Genomic DNA, 16,734 nt, shown 5'->3' on the forward strand with positions numbered 1-16,734 from the left:
CGCGGGAAACCGATTGCCCGCCCCGGATCTCTTTTACACGTCGGAAACACAAAGGTGTTGACACTCGAAACACGAAGGCGTCACTCTTGACGCAGTTCCCGACGGAAATCGATTGCCCGTCGATCTCGACCCCACCGAGATCGCCCCCTCGCCAGTCCCGCATGCTCCACCTCGTCCTCCCCAGGAAGGCTCCTCATGCCCACGACCCGTACCGTCCTCGCCGCATTCGCCGTGGGCGCCATCGCCATCGGCACCCTCGCCGGCTGCGACTCGTCCTCGACCACCGCCTCCGGCTCCGCGTCCGGCGGCTCGACCTCGACCCGCCCGGCCCCCACCGACGTCCCCCAGGCCTGTGCCCCCGACGGCGGCGGCACCCTGCAGCTCGGCATGGTCGACATCAACGAGCAAACCGCCTTCTTCACCCAGATGAACGAGGGCGTCCAGGACGTCGCCGACGAGGCCGGTGCCGACCTGCAGATCGTCAGCGGCGACAACGACAGCGCCACTCAGGTCTCGGGCGTCGAGAACCTCGTCGCCTCGGGGGTCGACGCGCTCATCGTCGACCCGGTCGACGCGACCGCGCTGATCCCGGCGCTCACCGCGGCCAAGGCGGCCGGCATCCCGGTCGTCGCGGCCGACGGTTCGGTCGAGGACGCCTCGGCGATCGACTCGTACGTGGGCACGGCGAACGAGGACGGCGGCGCCCAGCTCGGGAAGGCCTTCCTCGACATCACCGGCGGCGAGGGCGAGGTCGGCGTCGTCGGAGCGCTCAACAGCGCGATCCAGATCCAGCGCCAGAACGGCTTCACCGACGCGGTCGAGGCCGGCGGCATGACCATCGGCACGATCGTCGACGGCCAGAACGTCAACGAGGACGCCCAGGCGGCGGCCGAGAACCTGCTGACCGGCAACCCCGACCTCGAGTACATCTACGCCACGGGCGAGCCCGCGCTGAACGGCGCCATCGCCGCGGTCAAGAGCCAGGGCGCCCAGGACCGCGTCACGATCGTCGGCTGGGACCTCTCGCCCTCGGCCGTCGAGGGTCTGCAGGACGGCTACGTGAAGGCCGTCATCCAGCAGGACACCTTCGGCTTCGGCTACGAGGCCGCGAAGGCCGCGATCAACCTGGCCTGCGGCACCGCCGACGTGCCGGCGACCGTCGACGTGCCGATCACGATCGTCACGCCCGACAACCTGGCCGACTTCTCGTACTACCTGGAGGGCTGATGACCGACGTCACCACCGGCGACCTGCTCGTCGAACTCGAGGGCATCCGCAAGTCGTACGGCGCCGTCGACGTCCTGCGCGGCGTCGACCTGCGCCTCGCGCGCGGCGAGGTGCTCGGCCTGGTCGGCGACAACGGCGCCGGCAAGTCCACCCTCATGAAGGTGCTCGCCGGTTCGGTCCAGCACGACGGCGGCCGCATCAGCATCAAGGGCAAGGAGGTGCGGTTCCAGTCCCCGAGCGACGCCCAGGCCGAGGACATCGGCATCGTCTACCAGGACCTGGCCCTCTGCGACAGCCTCAACGTCGCCGCCAACCTGTTCCTCGGCCGCGAGCCTCGGGTCGGGCCCTTCCTCAAGGTCGGGGCGATGCACGCCGAGGCCACGGCCGTGCTCAAGGAGTTCGGCGTCCGCGTCACGTCCACGCACCAGCTGATCTCGCAGCTGTCGGGTGGTCAGCGCCAGTCCGTCGCCATCGCGCGCGCCGCGTCGGTCGACCCCGACGTGCTGATCCTCGACGAGCCGACCGCCGCCCTCGCCGTCACCGAGGTCGAGTCGGTGCTGCGCCTCATCAAGGAGGTCGCGGCCCGAGGGGTCGGCGTCATCCTGATCACCCACCGGCTGCAGGACCTCTTCCGGGTCTGCGACCGCATCACCGTCATGTACGAGGGGCGCAGCGTCGACGACGCCCGCATCGACGACCTCACCATCGAGTCGCTCGTCGACATGATCACCCGTGAAGGGAGCGCTGCCGCATGACCGCGACGACCTCTGACCCCACCCGCACCGACGGCCCCGAGCCGGGTCGCGGACACGGCTCCACCGACGTGCGCGAGCGCCGCTGGGAAGCCCTGCAACGCGTCAACAAGTCCACCCTGTTGATGCTCGTCGTGACGCTGGTCGTCATCGTCGTCTTCTCGGTGGCGACCCCGACCTTCCTCACCGGCACGAACCTGCTGGAACGTCGCCGTGCAGGTCGCCCCCGCGGCGATCGTGGCCGTCGCGATGACCTTCGTCATCACGGCGGGCATGATCGACCTCTCGGTCGGGTCGACGCTCGCCCTCGTCTCGGTGATCGGGGCGGTCCTGCTGCGGGCCGGTCTCGAGTCGGTGCTGGTGATCGTCATCTGCCTGGCCGTCGGAGCCTTCTGCGGGTTGGTCAACGGCTGGTTCTCGAGTTACCAGGGCATCCCGTCGTTCATCGTCACGTTGGCCACCATGTCGATCGTGCGGGGTGTCGCCCTGCTGATCACGAAGGGCTACTCGATCGCCATCGGCTCGGGGCTGATCTTCGCCCAGGTCGGGCAGGGCCGGCTGTTCGGGCTCGGGTACCCGGCCTGGCTCGCGCTGATCATCGTCGGCGTCGGCATCGTGGGGCTGCAGCGCATGCGGTTCGGCCAGTACATCACCGGCATCGGCTCGAACGAGGAGTCGGTCCGCCGGGCGGGCGTCGACACCCGCTTCGTCAAGATGATGGCCCTCGTGCTCAGCGGCACGGCGGCCGGCGCGGCCGGCATCATCACCGCGGCCCGACTGGGGTCGGGCGACGCCAACTCGGGCGTCGACTTCGCCATGACGGTGATCACCGCCGTCGTCATCGGCGGCACGAACCTGCTCGGCGGCAAGGGCAGCGTCATCGGCACGGCGATCGGGGCGATCCTGACCGGCGTCATCACCAACGGCCTCACGCTGCTCGGCCTGAGCCCCTACATCGTGCCCATCGTGACCGGCAGCCTCCTGATCATCGTCATCTGGATCAACCTGCGGGGCGGCTCGTTCACCGACCTGGTGCGCAAGCGGGTGACCCGATGAGCCGCGTCGGAGGGTTCGGCGTCGAGACGACCACCGTCGTCGACGTGCAGACGGTCACCGGTCCGGTGCCGAGCGACCGACTCGGCTACACGCTGCCGCACGAGCACCTGATCAACAGCATCGAGGAGGGCGGGCTCGAACCCGACCCCGACTTCCCCGAGCTGTTCGACGCCCCGGTCACTCCCGAGATCGCCTGGTTGCTGCGCGACCGTCCGCTCGCCTGCCGCGACAACTGCGTGCTCGACGGCGACGACGACGCGGTCGACGAGCTCGTGGCGTTCCGCGAGCTCGGCGGCAGCACGGTCGTCGAGCTGACCTCGGACGGACAGGGGCGCGACCCCCGACGTCTCGCCGAGATCTCGCGCCGCAGCGGGGTCACCGTCGTCACCGGCGGCGGCTGGTACCTCGAGCGGTTCCACCCCGAGGCCACGGGCCGCGACACCGTCGACGACCTGGCCTCCCGCCTGGTCGCGCAGTACCGGGCCGACCCGGCCGAGACCGGGGTGCCCCGGTCGGGCGTGATCGGCGAGATCGGCGTCTCGCCCGGCTTCACCGAGCGGGAGGAGCGTTCGCTGCGCGCGGCCTGCCGCCTGCAACGCGAGACCGGCCTGCCGATGTTCGTGCACCTGCCCGGCTTCGTCCGGCACGGCGGCCGCGTGCTCGACGTCGTGCTGCGCGACGAGGGCGTCGACCCCACGGCGGTCGTCCTCTGCCACATGGACCCGTCCGGCAGCGACCCCGACTACCAGCGCAGCCTCGCCGAGCGCGGGGTCTGGCTCGAGTTCGACATGATCGGCATGCCGTACCGCTTCTCCCTGCCCGGCGAAGGGCAGTCGCCGTCGCCGGTCGAGACGGCCACGGCCATCGCCCGTCTGGCCTCGGCCGGGTTCGGCCGCCGTCTGCTCTTCAGCCACGACCTCTTCCTCAAGAGCATGTTGCGCAAGCACGGCGGCAACGGCCTCTCGTACGTCCCCGCCGTGTTCCTCGACCGGCTGACCGACCTCGGCGTCGACGCCGAGATCGTGCACGGCGTCGGCACTAGCAACGTCCGCGACCTCTTCGAGGGCGCCGCCCTGACCCGCTGAGGGGCGACGACGCGGCACCGAGCCGCTCGCGCCTCCTCGTCCCGAACCGTCCCGTCACCACCGGAAGGCCCCACCATGTCCCGCATCCTCATCGCCGGCGAGAGCTGGATCACCGCGACCACCCACACCAAGGGCGTCGACGAGTTCACCGCCCACTCGTACACCGAGGGCGTCGCGCAGCTGCGCACGGCCCTGCAGGCCGGCGGCCACGAGGTCGTCCACCTGCCCGCCCACCTCGTCGCCACCGGCTTCCCCGAGACGCAGGAGGCGCTGGACGCCTACGACGTCGTGGTGCTGTCCGACATCGGCGTCAACTCGCTGCAGCTCGCGCCCGCCGTCTTCGAGAAGAGCATCCCGGGTCGGGACCGCGTCCGCGAGCTCGCCCGCTGGGTCGAGGCCGGAGGCGCGCTGCTGATGATCGGCGGCTACCTGTCGTTCTCGGGCTGGCAGGGTCGTGCGGGCTACGCCCGCACCGAGATCGCCGACGTGCTGCCGGTCGAGATGCTGATCGGGGACGACCGCGTCGAGCGCCCGGCCGGCGTCGTCGCCACCGTGCTCGACGCCGAGCACCCCGCCCTCGGCGGCGCGGGCACCGAGTGGCCGCTGCTGCTCGGCTACAACCGCACCGTCGTGAAGCCGGGCGCGGTCGAGCTCGCCCGCCTCGACGGCGACCCGCTCGTCGTCGTCGGCGAGGCCGGCGCGGGGCGCACGGCGGTCTTCACGAGCGACTGCTCGCCGCACTGGGCGCCGCCGGCGTTCTGCGAGGAGTGGGACGGCTACGCCCGGGTGTTCAACGGCATCGTGTCGTGGCTGACCGGCCGCTGACGGTGGCGGGCACGACCCGGCCCGAGGGCGTCGGCACGGGCCGGGCGGCGGCGCTGGTCGCCCGCTGCTCGGCCGAGCTGGACGCCTCGGCGTCGGTGCCGCTGCTGGCCCGGATGGCCGACGGCACGCTCGACGACCCCGCCTTCGGTCGCTACCTCGCGATCGAGCAGGCGTTCGTCCGGACGGCGGCCCGTCTCGCCGGCTACTGCCTCTGGCAGCAGCCGGAGTGGTCCCGCGCCGAGCGCCACGCCGAGGCCGTCGCCGACCTCGTCGGTCCGCAGAGCCGGTACTTCGAGCGGTTGCTCTCGACGCGACCGGTCGACGACGTGACCTCGACCGACCTGCTGCGCCGCGCCTCCGTCCTCGAGGGGGCGGTGACGGCGGCACTCGCCGAGGGCGGCTACGCCGGGGTCGTCACCAGCCTCGCCGCGGCCGAGACGCTCTACCTGCGGTGGTGCACGCGGGCGGTCGAGCGTGCCGTGCCCCGACCGGACGACGTGCAACGGTGGATCGAGCTGCACGTCACCGACGGCTTCCGCGCCCAGGTGGCCTTCTTGCACCAGCTGGTCGACGAGCTGCCCGCCGACGTGACCGACGCACGACTGGCCGCCTGGTTCGTCGGCATGCTGCGCGCCGAGGACGCGTTCCACGCGAGCGCCCTCGTCGAGGTGGCCGCGTGACCGGGCCCACTGTCGACCCGGTCGGCCCGGTCGCGATCGACCTGCGCGCCGTCGAGGCCCGTCTCGCCGCGGCCGGCATCGCCTCCGAACGGGTGGTCGTCGGAGCCGACGCCGTCGTGGTCGTCTCGTCCTACGGCGGACGCGTCTACGGCCCCTTCTTCGCCGAGGGCGAGGCCGAGAACTGGCTGCCCGACGCGTTCGCCGACGACGACGCGTTCGGCGCGTTGGTCGGCTCCGGCGACTGGAACGTCGGCGGCGACCGGGTCTGGATCGGACCCGAGATCGCCTACATGATCCGCGACCGCAGCGACTACTGGGGCAGCTACGAGATGCCGCCGTCGCTCGACCCCGGCCGCCACGACCTCGGCCGCACGGGCGACCGCGTGACGCTGTCGCGGGTCGCCGAGCTCGAGGCGTTCGCGGAGCCGACCGGGCTCGTGCGGGCCGACCTGACGCTCGTCGTGCGGCCGGCGGCCCACCCGCTGCGACACCTGCGCGGGGCGTCGGCCGGGGGCCCCGGCGGCGCACCGCTCGTCGACGCCGTCGAGTACGGCGGCTACGTGACGGAGGTGCGGCTCGGCATCACCTCGGACGGCGCGCACGAGGCCGAGTCGTGGATGCTCGACCAGGTGCGGGCGGGCGGCACGGCGTTCGTCGCGGCCGTGCCCGACACCCAGGTGACCGACTACTACGAGCCGGTCGGCGACCTGCTCGCCGAGGTGCCCGGCGGCGTCGCCGTGTCGCTGACCGGTGCCGACCGCTTCAAGATCGGATTCGCGGCACCGCACGTCACCGGACGCGTCGGGTACGTGCGCGCGGTCGGCGACCCGGCCGACGACCGTGCCGTGCTCTTCGTGCGCGGCAGCCACAGCGACCCGTCGGCCGAGTACTCGGAGGAGCCCGACCCGTCCCCGGGGGTCCGGGGCGACTCGCTGCACCTGTACGACGACGACGGCGGGCCCGGCGGGTTCGCCGAGATCGAGGCCCGGGGCACGCCCGTCCTCGGCCCGCGACCCGAGGCGGTCACCGACCGGTTCGCCAGCTGGTGGTTCCGGGGGAGGACGGACGACGTCGCCCGCGTGGCCCAGCACCTGCTCGGGGTGCCCGCCACGACGGTGGCGCAGGCCGCCCGGGGGGCCGCGCCGCGCCTCCTCGGTCCGTCGGCCGCGTCGTCGACCGCCACCACGTCCCCGTCCCCGTCCCCGTCACCCACCCCAGAGCCGTCCCCGAGAGGCACGACATGACCCACGACACCGACCCGGCCGCGGCGCAGCGCGCGGAACGCGCCTACGACGACCTCGTCGCCCTGGTCCAGCACGGCCCGCGGTTCCACGGCACCGCCGGGATCGCGGCCGCGGCCGACTGGCTCGAGCAGCGACTGACCGCGGTCGGGTGGCCGGTCGCCCGGCAGCCCGTGACGCTGCCCGGCTGGCAGCCGGGCACCGTGCACCGGGTCGCGGTGCAGCAGCCGATCGCCCGTGAGCTGCCCGCCTGGCCGATGCTCTGGAGCGGATCGACCGGCGGTGCGCGCCGGGGCACGGTCGAGGCCGTCGGCCCGCAGGGGCTCTGGGGCGACTCGATGGTCTGGCAGAAGTTCGTCGTGCGGGCGGACGACGGCGACGTCGTGGCCTACCTGCACGCGCGGGACGACGGACCCGCCGCACCGCAGCCGCTGCCCTCCGGGTCGGACCACGACGTGGCCCACCTCGCGATCGGCCGCGTCGACGGTCTGCAGCTGACCGAGTGGATCGCCGACGGCAAGCCCGTCGAGGTCGAGATCGAGGCCGACGGCGGCCCGGTCGACGCCGCGACCAGCGACAACCTGGTCGTCGACGTGCCCGGCACGGGCGACGGGTCGGTGCTGCTCTGCGCGCACTACGACACGTTCTTCAACACGGTCGGCGCCTACGACAACGGCAGCGGCACGATCGCCCTGCTGCAGCTGGCCGAGCGGTGGGCGGCGGCCCGGCCGGTCGCGTCGGTCCGCCTCGTCTTCTTCACCGCCGAGGAGTGGCACCTGGGCGGGTCCCGGCACTTCGTCGACAGCGCCTCGTCCGACGAACTCGACGCCATCGACTACGTGCTCAACGTCGACGGGCTCGGGCGCGGAAATTTCGTGGAGGCGTTCGGCGCCCCCGAGGCGTTCTCGACGGCGTTCCGCGGGGCGCTGCTGGAGCACGCCGCGGCCACCCGGCCCGACCTCGAGCTGGTCACCCGGTTCCCGCCGACGACCGGCACCGACGACGCGTCGTTCTACCGGGCGGGCGTGCCCAGCGCGTTCCTGACCTTCAACGACCTGCACCGCCTGCACCAGCCCGACGACGAACCGAACCGCGGCATCGCGGCGAACGTCGCGTGGACCGTGCCGCTCGTCGAGCACCTCGTGGCGACCCTGGCGCGACCGACGCGGGCCGCGCCTCCCGGGGTGTTGTAGACCAGGCGGCACGGCACGGCACGTCGTGGCGTCGCAGCGTGCCCGGGTGCCGGGTGACGGGTGCCGGGCTCAGGCCACCGGCTCGGCGAAGACGATCCGGTTCTGGTCGTAGTGGCCCGAGCCGCGGTCGAAGACGCCGCCGCAGGTGATCAGCCGCAGCTGGTCGGTCGGCTGCGCCCCGAAGACCCGGGCGGTCGGGAACTCAGCCTTCGGCGCGTCGACGACCTCGGTGACGGCGTAGCCGACGACGTCCCCGTCGACCGTGGTCACGTCGACCCGGTCGCCGACGACGAGCTCGTCGAGGCGGGCGAAGACCGCGGGGCCCGACGCCGAGTCGACGTGGGCGGCGATCACGGTCGGCCCGCGGCCGCCGGGTCGTCCCCCGCCGGTGAACCACCCGACGTCGTCCGCGTCCACCGGTACCTCCATGGCACCGTCGTCGGCGATGCCGAGATCGATCAGCGGGGCGTCCAGCCCGATGGCCGGCACCGAGACGGCCGCCGGAGCGACGCCCTCGCCGACCACCTCGCCGCTGCCGTCGACCCCGCCGCTGCCGTCGACCCCGCCCACCGCAGGAGGTGCGGTGCCCGTCGCCGACGGAGCCGCGGTCGCCGAGGGGCTCGCCCCCGCCCCCGGGGCCGGCGTCACCGTCGGTGCGACCACCCCGGGTGACGCGCACCCGGCGAGGGCCAGCACGACGCCGACGACGACCACCGGGCGGAGGGAGCGGAGCACGTCAGGCTCGGGCCGCGCGCTGACGACGGGTCAGGACGTACGCACCCGCACCGAGCAGGGCGAGGGCCCCGGCGCCACCGGCCGCGAGGCCGAGACCGCCGGCCGACGCGCTCTCGGCGGCCGCGCCTCCGAGTCCGGTGTCGACGCCACCGACGGGCACCTGCGTCAGCTGGCCGCGGACGACGCCGGCCGCGAACGTGGCCGTGTGCGAGTCGCCCGTGAAGCCGGCCGGGTTCGCCTCGAGCTGCTTCAGGCTGAAGCCGGTGCCCGTGTCGGCCCCGGCGGCGCTCATGACGCCGGTCGTGAAGGGCCCCTGCAGGCAGCCGCTGCTCGTGCGCGTGCCGTCACCGCGGTCGACCGGGTTCGGGAACGCGATGCGCGGCGGGCCGGCCTGGCCCTTCGCCGCCTCGTGGATGTGCGTCGCGGTCTTCGCCGGGCTCTGGTACTCGCCCGTGACGCCGCGCAGGGTGATGTCGTAGCAGATCACCTCGGTGTCGCTGTTGACGCGGAAGTCGAACGTCCCCGTGGCACCGGCCTCGCCCGGGGTGGCGACCCCGTCGTTGTTGATCACCTGGTCGGGCGTCGCCATCACCGTGTAGGCGCTGGTGAAGGTCGCGGGCTCGGGCACCTCGGTCTCGGCGAACGCGGGCGTCACGCCGAACAGGGTGACGGCGGTGGCGGCGGCGCCACCGATCGTCAGGGTGCGGATGGCGGTCTTCTTGGTCGTGCGCGTCATCTTCGGCATGCTCCGGGTCCTCTCGACGGGGCGGCGCCCGGGCGGGTGCCGCTCGACAGGGCCTACGTCGTCGGGCCTCGATGCGTTCACCAGGTGCCGAGAAAGTTTTCTCGACGGTGCGGTGAACGCCGGAGGCGCAGCGGACGTAGACCCCGTCGGCATCCGCGAACGGCGTGGATAGGCTGGAGGGCAGGCGGATGATCGCCGTCATGGGTCGCGCGGGGCCCGTCCCGGGCCGCGTCGCAGATCGGAGCCCGATGAGCGAGGGGTCGTCCGGTCTCGACGTCCGGGCCGCGTTCGTCGAACACGGCTCGTCGCTGCTCGGTTTCGCCGTCAACGCCCTCCGCGACCGGGCGCTCGCCGAGGACTGCGTGCAAGAGACCTTCGTGCGGGCCTGGCGCGCCCGCGACTCGTTCGACGCCGACCGCGGCAGCGTCCGCACCTGGCTGTTCGCGATCGAACGCCGCGTCGTGCTCGACGTGTACCGGGCACGCACGCGCACGCCGTCGGTCGTGCCGCTCGAGCACGCCCCCGACCCCGTGGCGACCGTCGCCGACCCGCTCGAGCGCCTGGGCATGGCCGAGGGGCTCGCCCGCCTGAGCGACGACCACCGGGCGGCCGTGGTGGCCGTCCACCTCGAGGGCCTGAGCTACCGCGAGGTCTCCGAGCGCACGGGCGTGCCCGTCGCGACCCTCCGCACCCGCGTGTTCCACGCGCTGCGTGCCCTCCGCACCCACCTCGACGACCAGGAGACGACCGATGACTGACCGCACGCCAGGGGTGGGGGCCGGTGACGGAGCCGGTGCCGGTGCCGGTGCCGGGGACGGCGGGGGCGCCGACGGTGTCGGGGGCTCCGATGCCCGTCGTGACGAGTTGACGGCCGCGGCGCTCGCGGACGACCTCTCGCCGAGCGAACGCGTCGAGTTCGACGCGTTGCGGGCCGCCGACCCGTCGATCGACGCCGAGTTGGCGTCGCTGGGCGTCGTCGTCGGAGGGCTGTCGGACTTCGGTCGTTGGGACGAGGTCGCCCCGAGCGACGGACTCCGCGAGCGCGTCGACGCCGTCGGACGGGCCGGAGACGACCCGGCCGCGGGGCGGGCGACCGATGACGGCATCGCCCCGGGCACCGGCACCGCCTCGGGCGTCGGCACCGCCTCCGACGTCGGCGTCGTCTCCGATGCCGGCGCCCTGTCCGGCGCCGGCACGACGGGGGACGACCCGACGCTCCCGCGCATCGGTCCGCACGTCGCCACCGCCCGCTCGGGCCGGGGCCGTCGCCCGCTGCTGATCGCCGTCGCCGCCGCCGCATGCTTGGCGATCGGGGCCGGGGGCGGGGTCCTGCTCGCGATGCCTCGCGACACGGTGGTGGCCGGCCCGGCCGGCACCCTCGGCGCCGTCGAGCACGTGGACTTCGTCGGTCAGCCCGCCGGGGTCGACCTCGACGGAGACCTCGTCGCCCACACCTGGGGCACCGAGACCGTCCTCAGCATCGACGGCCTGCCGACGGGCTCGGCGTTCACGGTCGTGGTGGTCGGGGGCGACGGGCGTGAGTACGAGTCCGGTGCGTTCCTCGGGTCGGACGTGCGCGTCGACTGTCGGTTGAACGCCGCCGTGCTGCGGCCCGACGTGGCGTCCGTCGAGATCCGTGCCGCGGACGGCCACGACATCGCCGTCGCGTCGGTGCCCCCGGTCGCGAGTTGAGCCGCGCCTCCCGGCCGTGTCGACTCGCGCCTCCTGCTCTCGTCCGTCGAGATGTCACGACGTGCCGCTCACCTCGGGACGTGAGCCGCGAGTCGTGATGTCTCGGCGGGGTCAGACGACGGTCAAGGACGCGCGGGTCGCCTCGATCGTCGCGAGCAGCGACCTCGAGTCGGCCAGCGAGTGCAGAGGCGAGTCGCGCAGCCCGGCATCGACGTAGGACGCCAGGGCCGTCGCCTGGTAGGCCAGGCCCTGGCGGCCGGTCGGGACGGTCGGGTCGTTCCAGACGGCCGAACCGCGGCACGTGGTCAGCTCGAACGTCGCGGGGAAGACCAGGTTCTGCAGGGTGCGGATCGAGCCGGTCGTGCCCGAGATCGTGCCGAGTCCGGGCGAGGTCGTGAGCAGGCTGGTCGCCGCGGTGGCCAGCACCCCGTCGGCCGTGCGGGTGACGACGGCCGCGTCGAGGTCGACGCCGTCGGCCCGGGTCGAGCCGGTGGCGTGCCACTCGACGGGGTGACCGGTGGCGAACTGGGTGAACCAGAAGGCGTAGACGCCGATGTCGAGCAGGGCGCCGCCGCCGAGGGCCGGGTCCGTCATGCGTCCGCCGGCCGAGAGGTCGTTCGCCCAGGCGACGTCGGCGGTCGCCAGTCGCACGTCTCCGAACGCCCCCTCGGCGAGCAGTTCGGCGATGACGGTGGTGTGCGGCAGGTAGCGCGTCCACAGCGCTTCCATCGCGAGGACCCCCGCGGCGCTCGCCGCGGCCACGATCTCGTCGGCTTCGGCCGTGCTGGTCGCCATCGGCTTCTCGATCAGGACGTGCTTCCCGGCACGGATCGCGGTCAGGGCGTCCGGCAGGTGCCGGGTGTGAGGCGTGGCCACGTAGACGACGTCGACGTCGGGGGAGGCGACCAGCGCCTCCGCGTCCCCGTAGGCGGTGTCGACGCCGTGGGCGCGGGCGAACGCCTCGGCCCGGTCGAGGCTGCGCGAGGCCACGGCGACCACGCGCTGGTCGGTGTGCGCGTGCAGGGCGTCGGTGAAGTCGCCGGCGATCTCGCCCGGGCCGATCACGCCCCAGCGGAGGACCGGCCCGCCCCGCAACGGGACGGCCGTCGAAGCGGGGAAGCTCGGGGTGCTCTGGGTGCTCGGGGTCTGCGGGGACATGCGTTCTCCTCGGGGTCACGTCGTCGTGGGTGCATCCATCTTCGCGGGTGCGGGTGCGGGTGCGGGCGCGGGTGCGGGCGGCTGCCAGTGTGCGTGTGCGGCTGCGGGTGTCTGACGGTCGCCCCTCGCCCTCACTCGTGTTCGGCGAACCGCCCGATGCCGATCACGTCGAGCAAGCGCAGCTTGGCGTCGTCGTCGGACCCGGGCGTCGCCGTCAGCACGAGGAGCGTCTGCGACTGGTCCTCGGTGAAGAGGGCCTGGCAGTCCACCTCGATGCGGCCGAGCTCGGGATGCAACAGCGTCTTGCGGTCGTCGAAACGTTGGTGGACCGCGTGACGGCTCCAGATCGTCGCGAACTCGTCGCTCGAGGCGAGCAGCGCCTCCACCAGTTCGCGCGGTCGCCCGCGGCCGCCCGCCAGGCTGAGCGCCGCCCGCAGCCCGGACGCCTGCAGCTCGAGCTGGTGCGCGTGGTCCTCGACCGGGTAGGAGGCGCGCTCGGCCGGGTCGGTGAACCACCGGTGGAACGCGCTGCGGTCGAGACCCTCGTGCCGCATCTGGTCGCCGAGCAGGGCGACCGCGAGCCGGTTCTGCGCGAGCGTCTCGGCCAGGTCGCTGAGGACGAGCGCGGGGGTGTCGTCCAGACGGTCGAGCACCCGCAGCAGGGCGGGACTGACGTGGTCGCCGCCGCGTGTGCGGCGCGGCGGGTGGTGACCGGTCAGGCGGTAGAGATGGTCGCGCTCGTCGAGGCTCAGCCGCAGAGCCCGGGTGAGCGCGACCAGCATCTGCTCGGACGGCTGGGGGCCGCGCTGCTGCTCGAGCCGCGCGTAGTAGTCGGTCGACATGCCGACGAGCCCCGCCACCTCTTCACGACGCAGTCCCGCGGTTCGCCGACGCACGCCCTCGGGCAGCCCGACGTCGGACGGCCGGAGCGCCTCGCGGCGGTGGCGGAGGAAGTCGGCGAGTTCGGCGCGGTCCATCGCCCCATGCTGTCAGCCCCGTCGGCCGCCGACCAGGGAGTGGCGATCCCTGGACGAGCGCTCTCTGCCGCCGCGCGCCTCCCCGGGTCAGAGTGGGGTCGTCGCCCCGACCACCCTCGGCCCGGCGACCACCACCGGCCGCGCCGAGCGCGGCACACCCGAAGGAGCAACCGTGAAGATCAGCGGCAACACCGTGTTCATCCCCGGAGCCACGTCCGGCATCGGCCTGGGCCTCGCCCTGCGCCTGCAGGCCGCCGGCAACACCGTCGTCGTGGCGGGCCGACGCCGGGCCCTGCTCGACCAGATCGTCCGCGACTACCCGGGCCTCGAGGCCGTCGAGCTCGACACCACCGACCCGCAGGCCGTCGTCGACGTCTCGGCCGAGGTGCAGCGCCGTTGGCCCGAGACCAACGTCGTGGTCGCGATGGCCGGCATCATGCAGACCGAGGACGTCACGACAGGCGAGTTCCTCCCGACCGCCGAGGCGATCGTCACGACGAACCTGCTCGGGCCGATCCGCCTGATCGCCGCGTGGACGTCGTTCCTGCAGTCTCGGCCGGCGGCGTCGATCGTGACCGTGTCGTCCGGGCTCGCGAGCGTGCCGCTGCCGATCACGCCGACCTACAACGCGACCAAGGCGGCGATCCACTCGTTCAGCGAGGGCATCCGCGTGCAGCTCGCCGACACGAGCGTCCAGGTCGTCGAACTCGTGCCGCCGGCCGTGCAGACCACCCTGCTCGGCCAGCAGGACGACCCCTCGGCCATGCCGCTCGACGAGTACCTCGACGAGACCATGGCGCTGCTCGAGGCCCAGCCCGACGCCCACGAGATCCTGGTCGAGCGGGTCAAGTTCCTGCGCAACGCCGAGGCCGAGGGGCGCTACGACGAGGTGCTGGCGCGGCTCAGAGGTCACTGAGGCGGGCTGGGGGCCGCACCCTAGGCTGGGTGGATGAGCACATGGGGTGACTGGGGTCCGGCGGTGGTGGCGATCGTCGTGGCGGTCGTGTACCTCGTGATCGTCGTCAGCATCGTGCGTGCCGTCCGACGGCGTGCCGACACGACGCAGCTCGAGCGCACGGTCTGGACGGTCGCCGCCGTCCTCTTCCCGCTCGGTGCCGGTGCGGTCTGGCTGCTGCTCGGGCCGCACCCGCTCGGGCTGCGCATCGACCACGAGCACGACTGAGCCGGGCCCGGCCGGGTGTCGGTGGCCGCACCTAGCCTGCGGGGGTGACCAGCCCGACGCCCCGACCCGACGACACCTGCCGAGGAGGCACGGGGCGACTCGGCGGCGACTCCTGCGGTCGTCCGGTCGATCCGTCGTCCCCCGTGCCGCTCTGCGATCGGCACCTCGCGCTCGCTGCCGACTGGGCCGCCTCGCTCGAGGGGTCGGGCGAGGGAGTGACCGACCTGCTGCCGTCGCCGTGCCTCGCGTGCGGGTCGCGGCTCGGCGTGCACTGGCCGTCGGGGTGGCTCTGCGCCGTCTGCGAGTGGCGTCAGGGCGACGTGCCCGACGGCGAGCTCGGGGTCGTGCGGGTCGACGTCGTCTACTACATCCGCTTCGAGGACCGCATCAAGATCGGCACCTCGTCGAACCCCCGACAGCGGCTGAGGACGCTCTGGCACGACGAACTCCTGGCCTTCGAGCGCGGCGATCGCCTGGTCGAACGGCGCCGGCACGGCCAGTTCGCGACGTCCCGGTACGGTCGCACCGAATGGTTCGCCCGGAGTGCCGAGCTCGACGCCCACGTCGCGGCGCTCGCCGAGGGCATCGACGACCCGTGGCAGCGCTACGCCCGTTGGCGCAGCGAGGCGCTGGCCCTCCGCGGCTGAGTCCGCCTCGCATGGCTGGCCCACCTGGCCCGGCCGGCCCGCCTGGCCTGGCTGGCGCGCCTGGCCTGGCCTGGCTTGACTGGTTGGTCCGCCTGGCCTGGCTGGCGCGGCTGGCTCGGCTGCAGGTTCGTCCGGGGGTCGCGTCACACCACGTTCTGAACGTCGCACCGTGTTTCGTGCAGCGCACCGCAACGAGATCGGGTGCCGTGCACGAAACGCGGTGCGGTGTCGTGGTCCCGCCCGGCCCTGCCGTGCCGGGGGGCGCGCCGTACTCAGCGGCGCAGGTAGGCGTCGACGAGCAGCGGGCCGCGGATGTCACGCAGCTCGTCGAGCAGCAGGGGCACCGTCTGCCGCGTCAGCCCCGAGAGTTGCAGGTCGTGGGGGCCGAGCGGGGGCAGCTTTCCGGTCCGGAGCCGTACGACCTCCCAGCCGGCGGCCCGCAGCGCGGCGTCCTTGCGGCGGTCGGCGGTCTCGCGGTGCCCGACGTGCTCGAGCCCGTGCCGCCCGGTCGAGTCGTACTCGATCGCGACCCGCAGCTCGCTCAGCACGATGTCGGGCCACACCTCGACGTGGTCGAAGAAGGGACGCCCGACCCGCACCGCGTTCAGACCGGGCTCGAACTCGAGCCGGGCCGTCAGTCCGGCTCGCAGCTCGGCCTCGACCGCCGACGCCGGCTTGGGGGCACACGCGCTGACGAAGGGCGTACCGGTCGGCAGGGCCGGCGTCTTGTCGCACACCGGCCGGGAGGCGCGGGTCGGCCGAGGGGCGCGGGCCGGCCGGGACGCGCGTTCGGTGAGGGAGGTGCTGATGGGCAGGGAGGCGCGCTCGGTGCGGGAGCCGCTGATGGGCGGGGAGGCGCGAGCGGTGCGGGAGGCGCCGGTGGACGGGGAGGCATGCTCGGTGCGGATGTCGCTGACCGGCGGCGAGGTGGGGGAGGCGCGGGAGGGCTCGGGACTGCGGCTCGCCTCCGCGCGCGGCGTCGTCGACGGCAGACCCGTGCTCGAGTCGCGGCGACGCCGGGGCGGGGGTGACGTGGCCGCCGGCACCGCGCCTCCTGCGGTCTGGGCCGCCCAGGCCTGGCCGGACGCCGTCCCGGCATCGCCCGGTGCCGGCCGGGCCTGGCCCGGCGCACTCGCGCCCTGCGTCGGCATGCCCTCGGCCTGTGCGCGGACCGCCGCCGCCGGTGCCATCGGCGGTCTCATCGGCAGGGCGCGCGGAGCGGCGAGCTCGCTGCACTCGGGGCACCACGACGACCGCCGGCGCTCGCGCCCGGGCCGGTGCCGCTGTTCGTCGGGGGTGGCGACGAAGACGTGGCCCGCGTCGCAGAGCCAGCACAGCCACACGTCGGCCGCGGGCGGGATCTGGCTGAGCACGATGCCGCCGTTGTGTTCGGGCCGGTACTGCCGCACGAGCACCGGGTACGACGCCCAGGCCTCGCGGTAGCTGCCCACGGGGTAGGGCACGGCGAGGCCGCGCGACGACCGGCGTCGCGCCCACCAGGCGGCGATCGGCTCGGGCACGCGCACACGCTACGACGG

The 16,734-nt window shown here is 73.6% G+C and carries 18 protein-coding genes; 13 read left to right on the forward strand and 5 right to left on the reverse strand.

Going from position 1 to position 16,734, the window contains the following annotated elements; all coding sequences use genetic code 11:
* The first annotated feature begins 195 nt into the window (after window positions 1-195).
* The 8 genes from OVA02_RS05050 (at window position 196) to OVA02_RS05085 (ending at window position 8,059) form a co-directional block, all read left to right on the forward strand.
* The gene (locus tag OVA02_RS05050) at window positions 196-1,227 is read left to right on the forward strand and encodes a substrate-binding domain-containing protein (protein WP_159827362.1); all 1,032 of its coding nucleotides are present in this window, start codon (window positions 196-198) and stop codon (window positions 1,225-1,227) included.
* A complete protein-coding gene (locus OVA02_RS05055; protein ID WP_056043006.1) occupies window positions 1,227-1,982 on the forward strand; it encodes an ATP-binding cassette domain-containing protein in 756 nt (251 codons plus the stop codon). The genes OVA02_RS05050 and OVA02_RS05055 overlap by 1 nt, the downstream gene beginning before the upstream one ends.
* Window positions 1,983-2,192: 210 nt before the next feature.
* Entirely contained in the window at window positions 2,193-3,035 is an 843-nt protein-coding gene (locus OVA02_RS05060) for an ABC transporter permease (protein ID WP_267659361.1), read from the forward strand.
* Window positions 3,032-4,120: a phosphotriesterase family protein gene (locus tag OVA02_RS05065; protein ID WP_056043004.1), complete on the forward strand. Its 1,089-nt coding sequence runs from the start codon at window positions 3,032-3,034 to the stop codon at window positions 4,118-4,120. The genes OVA02_RS05060 and OVA02_RS05065 overlap by 4 nt, the downstream gene beginning before the upstream one ends.
* 75 nt (window positions 4,121-4,195) lie before the next feature.
* On the forward strand, window positions 4,196-4,945 hold the full coding sequence (locus OVA02_RS05070; protein ID WP_056043001.1) for a glutamine amidotransferase: 750 nt from the start codon (window positions 4,196-4,198) through the stop codon (window positions 4,943-4,945).
* Entirely contained in the window at window positions 4,927-5,625 is a 699-nt protein-coding gene (locus OVA02_RS05075; RefSeq protein WP_267659363.1) for a TenA family protein, read from the forward strand. Before OVA02_RS05070 ends, OVA02_RS05075 begins: the two co-directional genes overlap by 19 nt.
* The gene (locus tag OVA02_RS05080) at window positions 5,622-6,869 is read left to right on the forward strand and encodes a hypothetical protein (RefSeq protein WP_267659364.1); all 1,248 of its coding nucleotides are present in this window, start codon (window positions 5,622-5,624) and stop codon (window positions 6,867-6,869) included. The genes OVA02_RS05075 and OVA02_RS05080 overlap by 4 nt, the downstream gene beginning before the upstream one ends.
* Window positions 6,866-8,059 carry a M28 family metallopeptidase gene (locus OVA02_RS05085; protein WP_200413040.1) on the forward strand — a complete coding sequence of 398 codons (1,194 nt, stop codon included), beginning with the start codon at window positions 6,866-6,868 and terminating at the stop codon, window positions 8,057-8,059. Before OVA02_RS05080 ends, OVA02_RS05085 begins: the two co-directional genes overlap by 4 nt.
* 69 nt (window positions 8,060-8,128) lie before the next feature.
* Here OVA02_RS05085 and OVA02_RS05090 read toward each other — a convergent pair whose 3' ends face one another.
* Window positions 8,129-8,794, reverse strand: coding sequence for a class F sortase (locus OVA02_RS05090; protein WP_267659365.1), 666 nt, complete (start codon window positions 8,792-8,794; stop codon window positions 8,129-8,131).
* 1 nt (window position 8,795) lies between these two features.
* Window positions 8,796-9,539: a CHRD domain-containing protein gene (locus OVA02_RS05095; RefSeq protein ID WP_267659366.1), complete on the reverse strand. Its 744-nt coding sequence runs from the start codon at window positions 9,537-9,539 to the stop codon at window positions 8,796-8,798.
* Window positions 9,540-9,787: 248 nt separating this feature from the next.
* Here OVA02_RS05095 and OVA02_RS05100 point away from each other — a divergent pair, with 248 nt between their 5' ends.
* Entirely contained in the window at window positions 9,788-10,297 is a 510-nt protein-coding gene (locus tag OVA02_RS05100) for an RNA polymerase sigma factor (RefSeq protein ID WP_043594763.1), read from the forward strand.
* Window positions 10,290-11,231 (forward strand): hypothetical protein, encoded by a 942-nt coding sequence (locus tag OVA02_RS05105; RefSeq protein WP_267659367.1) that lies wholly within the window; start codon window positions 10,290-10,292, stop codon window positions 11,229-11,231. The genes OVA02_RS05100 and OVA02_RS05105 overlap by 8 nt, the downstream gene beginning before the upstream one ends.
* 111 nt (window positions 11,232-11,342) lie before the next feature.
* On the opposite strand, the gene OVA02_RS05110 is transcribed toward OVA02_RS05105, so the two are convergent.
* Together OVA02_RS05110 and OVA02_RS05115 are read right to left on the reverse strand one after the other, a co-directional pair.
* Window positions 11,343-12,389, reverse strand: coding sequence for a Gfo/Idh/MocA family protein (locus tag OVA02_RS05110; RefSeq protein ID WP_267659368.1), 1,047 nt, complete (start codon window positions 12,387-12,389; stop codon window positions 11,343-11,345).
* A 131-nt stretch (window positions 12,390-12,520) separates the two neighbouring features.
* The gene (locus OVA02_RS05115) at window positions 12,521-13,366 is read right to left on the reverse strand and encodes a helix-turn-helix transcriptional regulator (RefSeq protein ID WP_056042983.1); all 846 of its coding nucleotides are present in this window, start codon (window positions 13,364-13,366) and stop codon (window positions 12,521-12,523) included.
* A 172-nt stretch (window positions 13,367-13,538) separates the two neighbouring features.
* Between OVA02_RS05115 and OVA02_RS05120 the strand changes: the two genes are divergently transcribed.
* The 3 genes from OVA02_RS05120 to OVA02_RS05130 all read left to right on the forward strand — a co-directional run bounded on the left by OVA02_RS05120 (window position 13,539) and on the right by OVA02_RS05130 (window position 15,196).
* Window positions 13,539-14,282, forward strand: a complete 744-nt coding sequence (locus tag OVA02_RS05120) for an SDR family oxidoreductase (protein ID WP_267659369.1) — start codon at window positions 13,539-13,541, stop codon at window positions 14,280-14,282.
* A gap of 33 nt (window positions 14,283-14,315) precedes the next feature.
* A complete protein-coding gene (locus tag OVA02_RS05125; RefSeq protein ID WP_159827332.1) occupies window positions 14,316-14,549 on the forward strand; it encodes a PLDc N-terminal domain-containing protein in 234 nt (77 codons plus the stop codon).
* A 143-nt stretch (window positions 14,550-14,692) separates the two neighbouring features.
* Window positions 14,693-15,196 (forward strand): GIY-YIG nuclease family protein, encoded by a 504-nt coding sequence (locus OVA02_RS05130; RefSeq protein ID WP_267659680.1) that lies wholly within the window; start codon window positions 14,693-14,695, stop codon window positions 15,194-15,196.
* A 272-nt stretch (window positions 15,197-15,468) separates the two neighbouring features.
* Here the strand turns inward: OVA02_RS05130 and OVA02_RS05135 are convergent, their stop codons facing one another.
* The gene (locus OVA02_RS05135) at window positions 15,469-16,716 is read right to left on the reverse strand and encodes a hypothetical protein (protein ID WP_324289771.1); all 1,248 of its coding nucleotides are present in this window, start codon (window positions 16,714-16,716) and stop codon (window positions 15,469-15,471) included.
* Between the last annotated feature and the right edge of the window lie 18 nt (window positions 16,717-16,734).

Origin of the sequence: Frigoribacterium sp. SL97 (assembly GCF_026625765.1) — a bacterium.
GTDB lineage: Bacteria > Actinomycetota > Actinomycetes > Actinomycetales > Microbacteriaceae > Frigoribacterium.

Excerpts from the sequence above, each read along its gene's own strand:
- OVA02_RS05050 (WP_159827362.1), top strand. The coding sequence starts at position 196 with ATGCCCACGACCCGTACCGTCCTCGCCGCATTCGCCGTGGGCGCCATC.
- OVA02_RS05125 (WP_159827332.1), top strand. The coding sequence starts at position 14,316 with ATGAGCACATGGGGTGACTGGGGTCCGGCGGTGGTGGCGATCGTCGTG.
- OVA02_RS05055 (WP_056043006.1), top strand. The coding sequence starts at position 1,227 with ATGACCGACGTCACCACCGGCGACCTGCTCGTCGAACTCGAGGGCATC.
- OVA02_RS05095 (WP_267659366.1), bottom strand. The coding sequence starts at position 9,539 with ATGCCGAAGATGACGCGCACGACCAAGAAGACCGCCATCCGCACCCTG.
- OVA02_RS05085 (WP_200413040.1), top strand. The coding sequence starts at position 6,866 with ATGACCCACGACACCGACCCGGCCGCGGCGCAGCGCGCGGAACGCGCC.
- OVA02_RS05115 (WP_056042983.1), bottom strand. The coding sequence starts at position 13,366 with ATGGACCGCGCCGAACTCGCCGACTTCCTCCGCCACCGCCGCGAGGCG.
- OVA02_RS05110 (WP_267659368.1), bottom strand. The coding sequence starts at position 12,389 with ATGTCCCCGCAGACCCCGAGCACCCAGAGCACCCCGAGCTTCCCCGCT.
- OVA02_RS05105 (WP_267659367.1), top strand. The coding sequence starts at position 10,290 with ATGACTGACCGCACGCCAGGGGTGGGGGCCGGTGACGGAGCCGGTGCC.
- OVA02_RS05100 (WP_043594763.1), top strand. The coding sequence starts at position 9,788 with ATGAGCGAGGGGTCGTCCGGTCTCGACGTCCGGGCCGCGTTCGTCGAA.
- OVA02_RS05070 (WP_056043001.1), top strand. The coding sequence starts at position 4,196 with ATGTCCCGCATCCTCATCGCCGGCGAGAGCTGGATCACCGCGACCACC.
- OVA02_RS05065 (WP_056043004.1), top strand. The coding sequence starts at position 3,032 with ATGAGCCGCGTCGGAGGGTTCGGCGTCGAGACGACCACCGTCGTCGAC.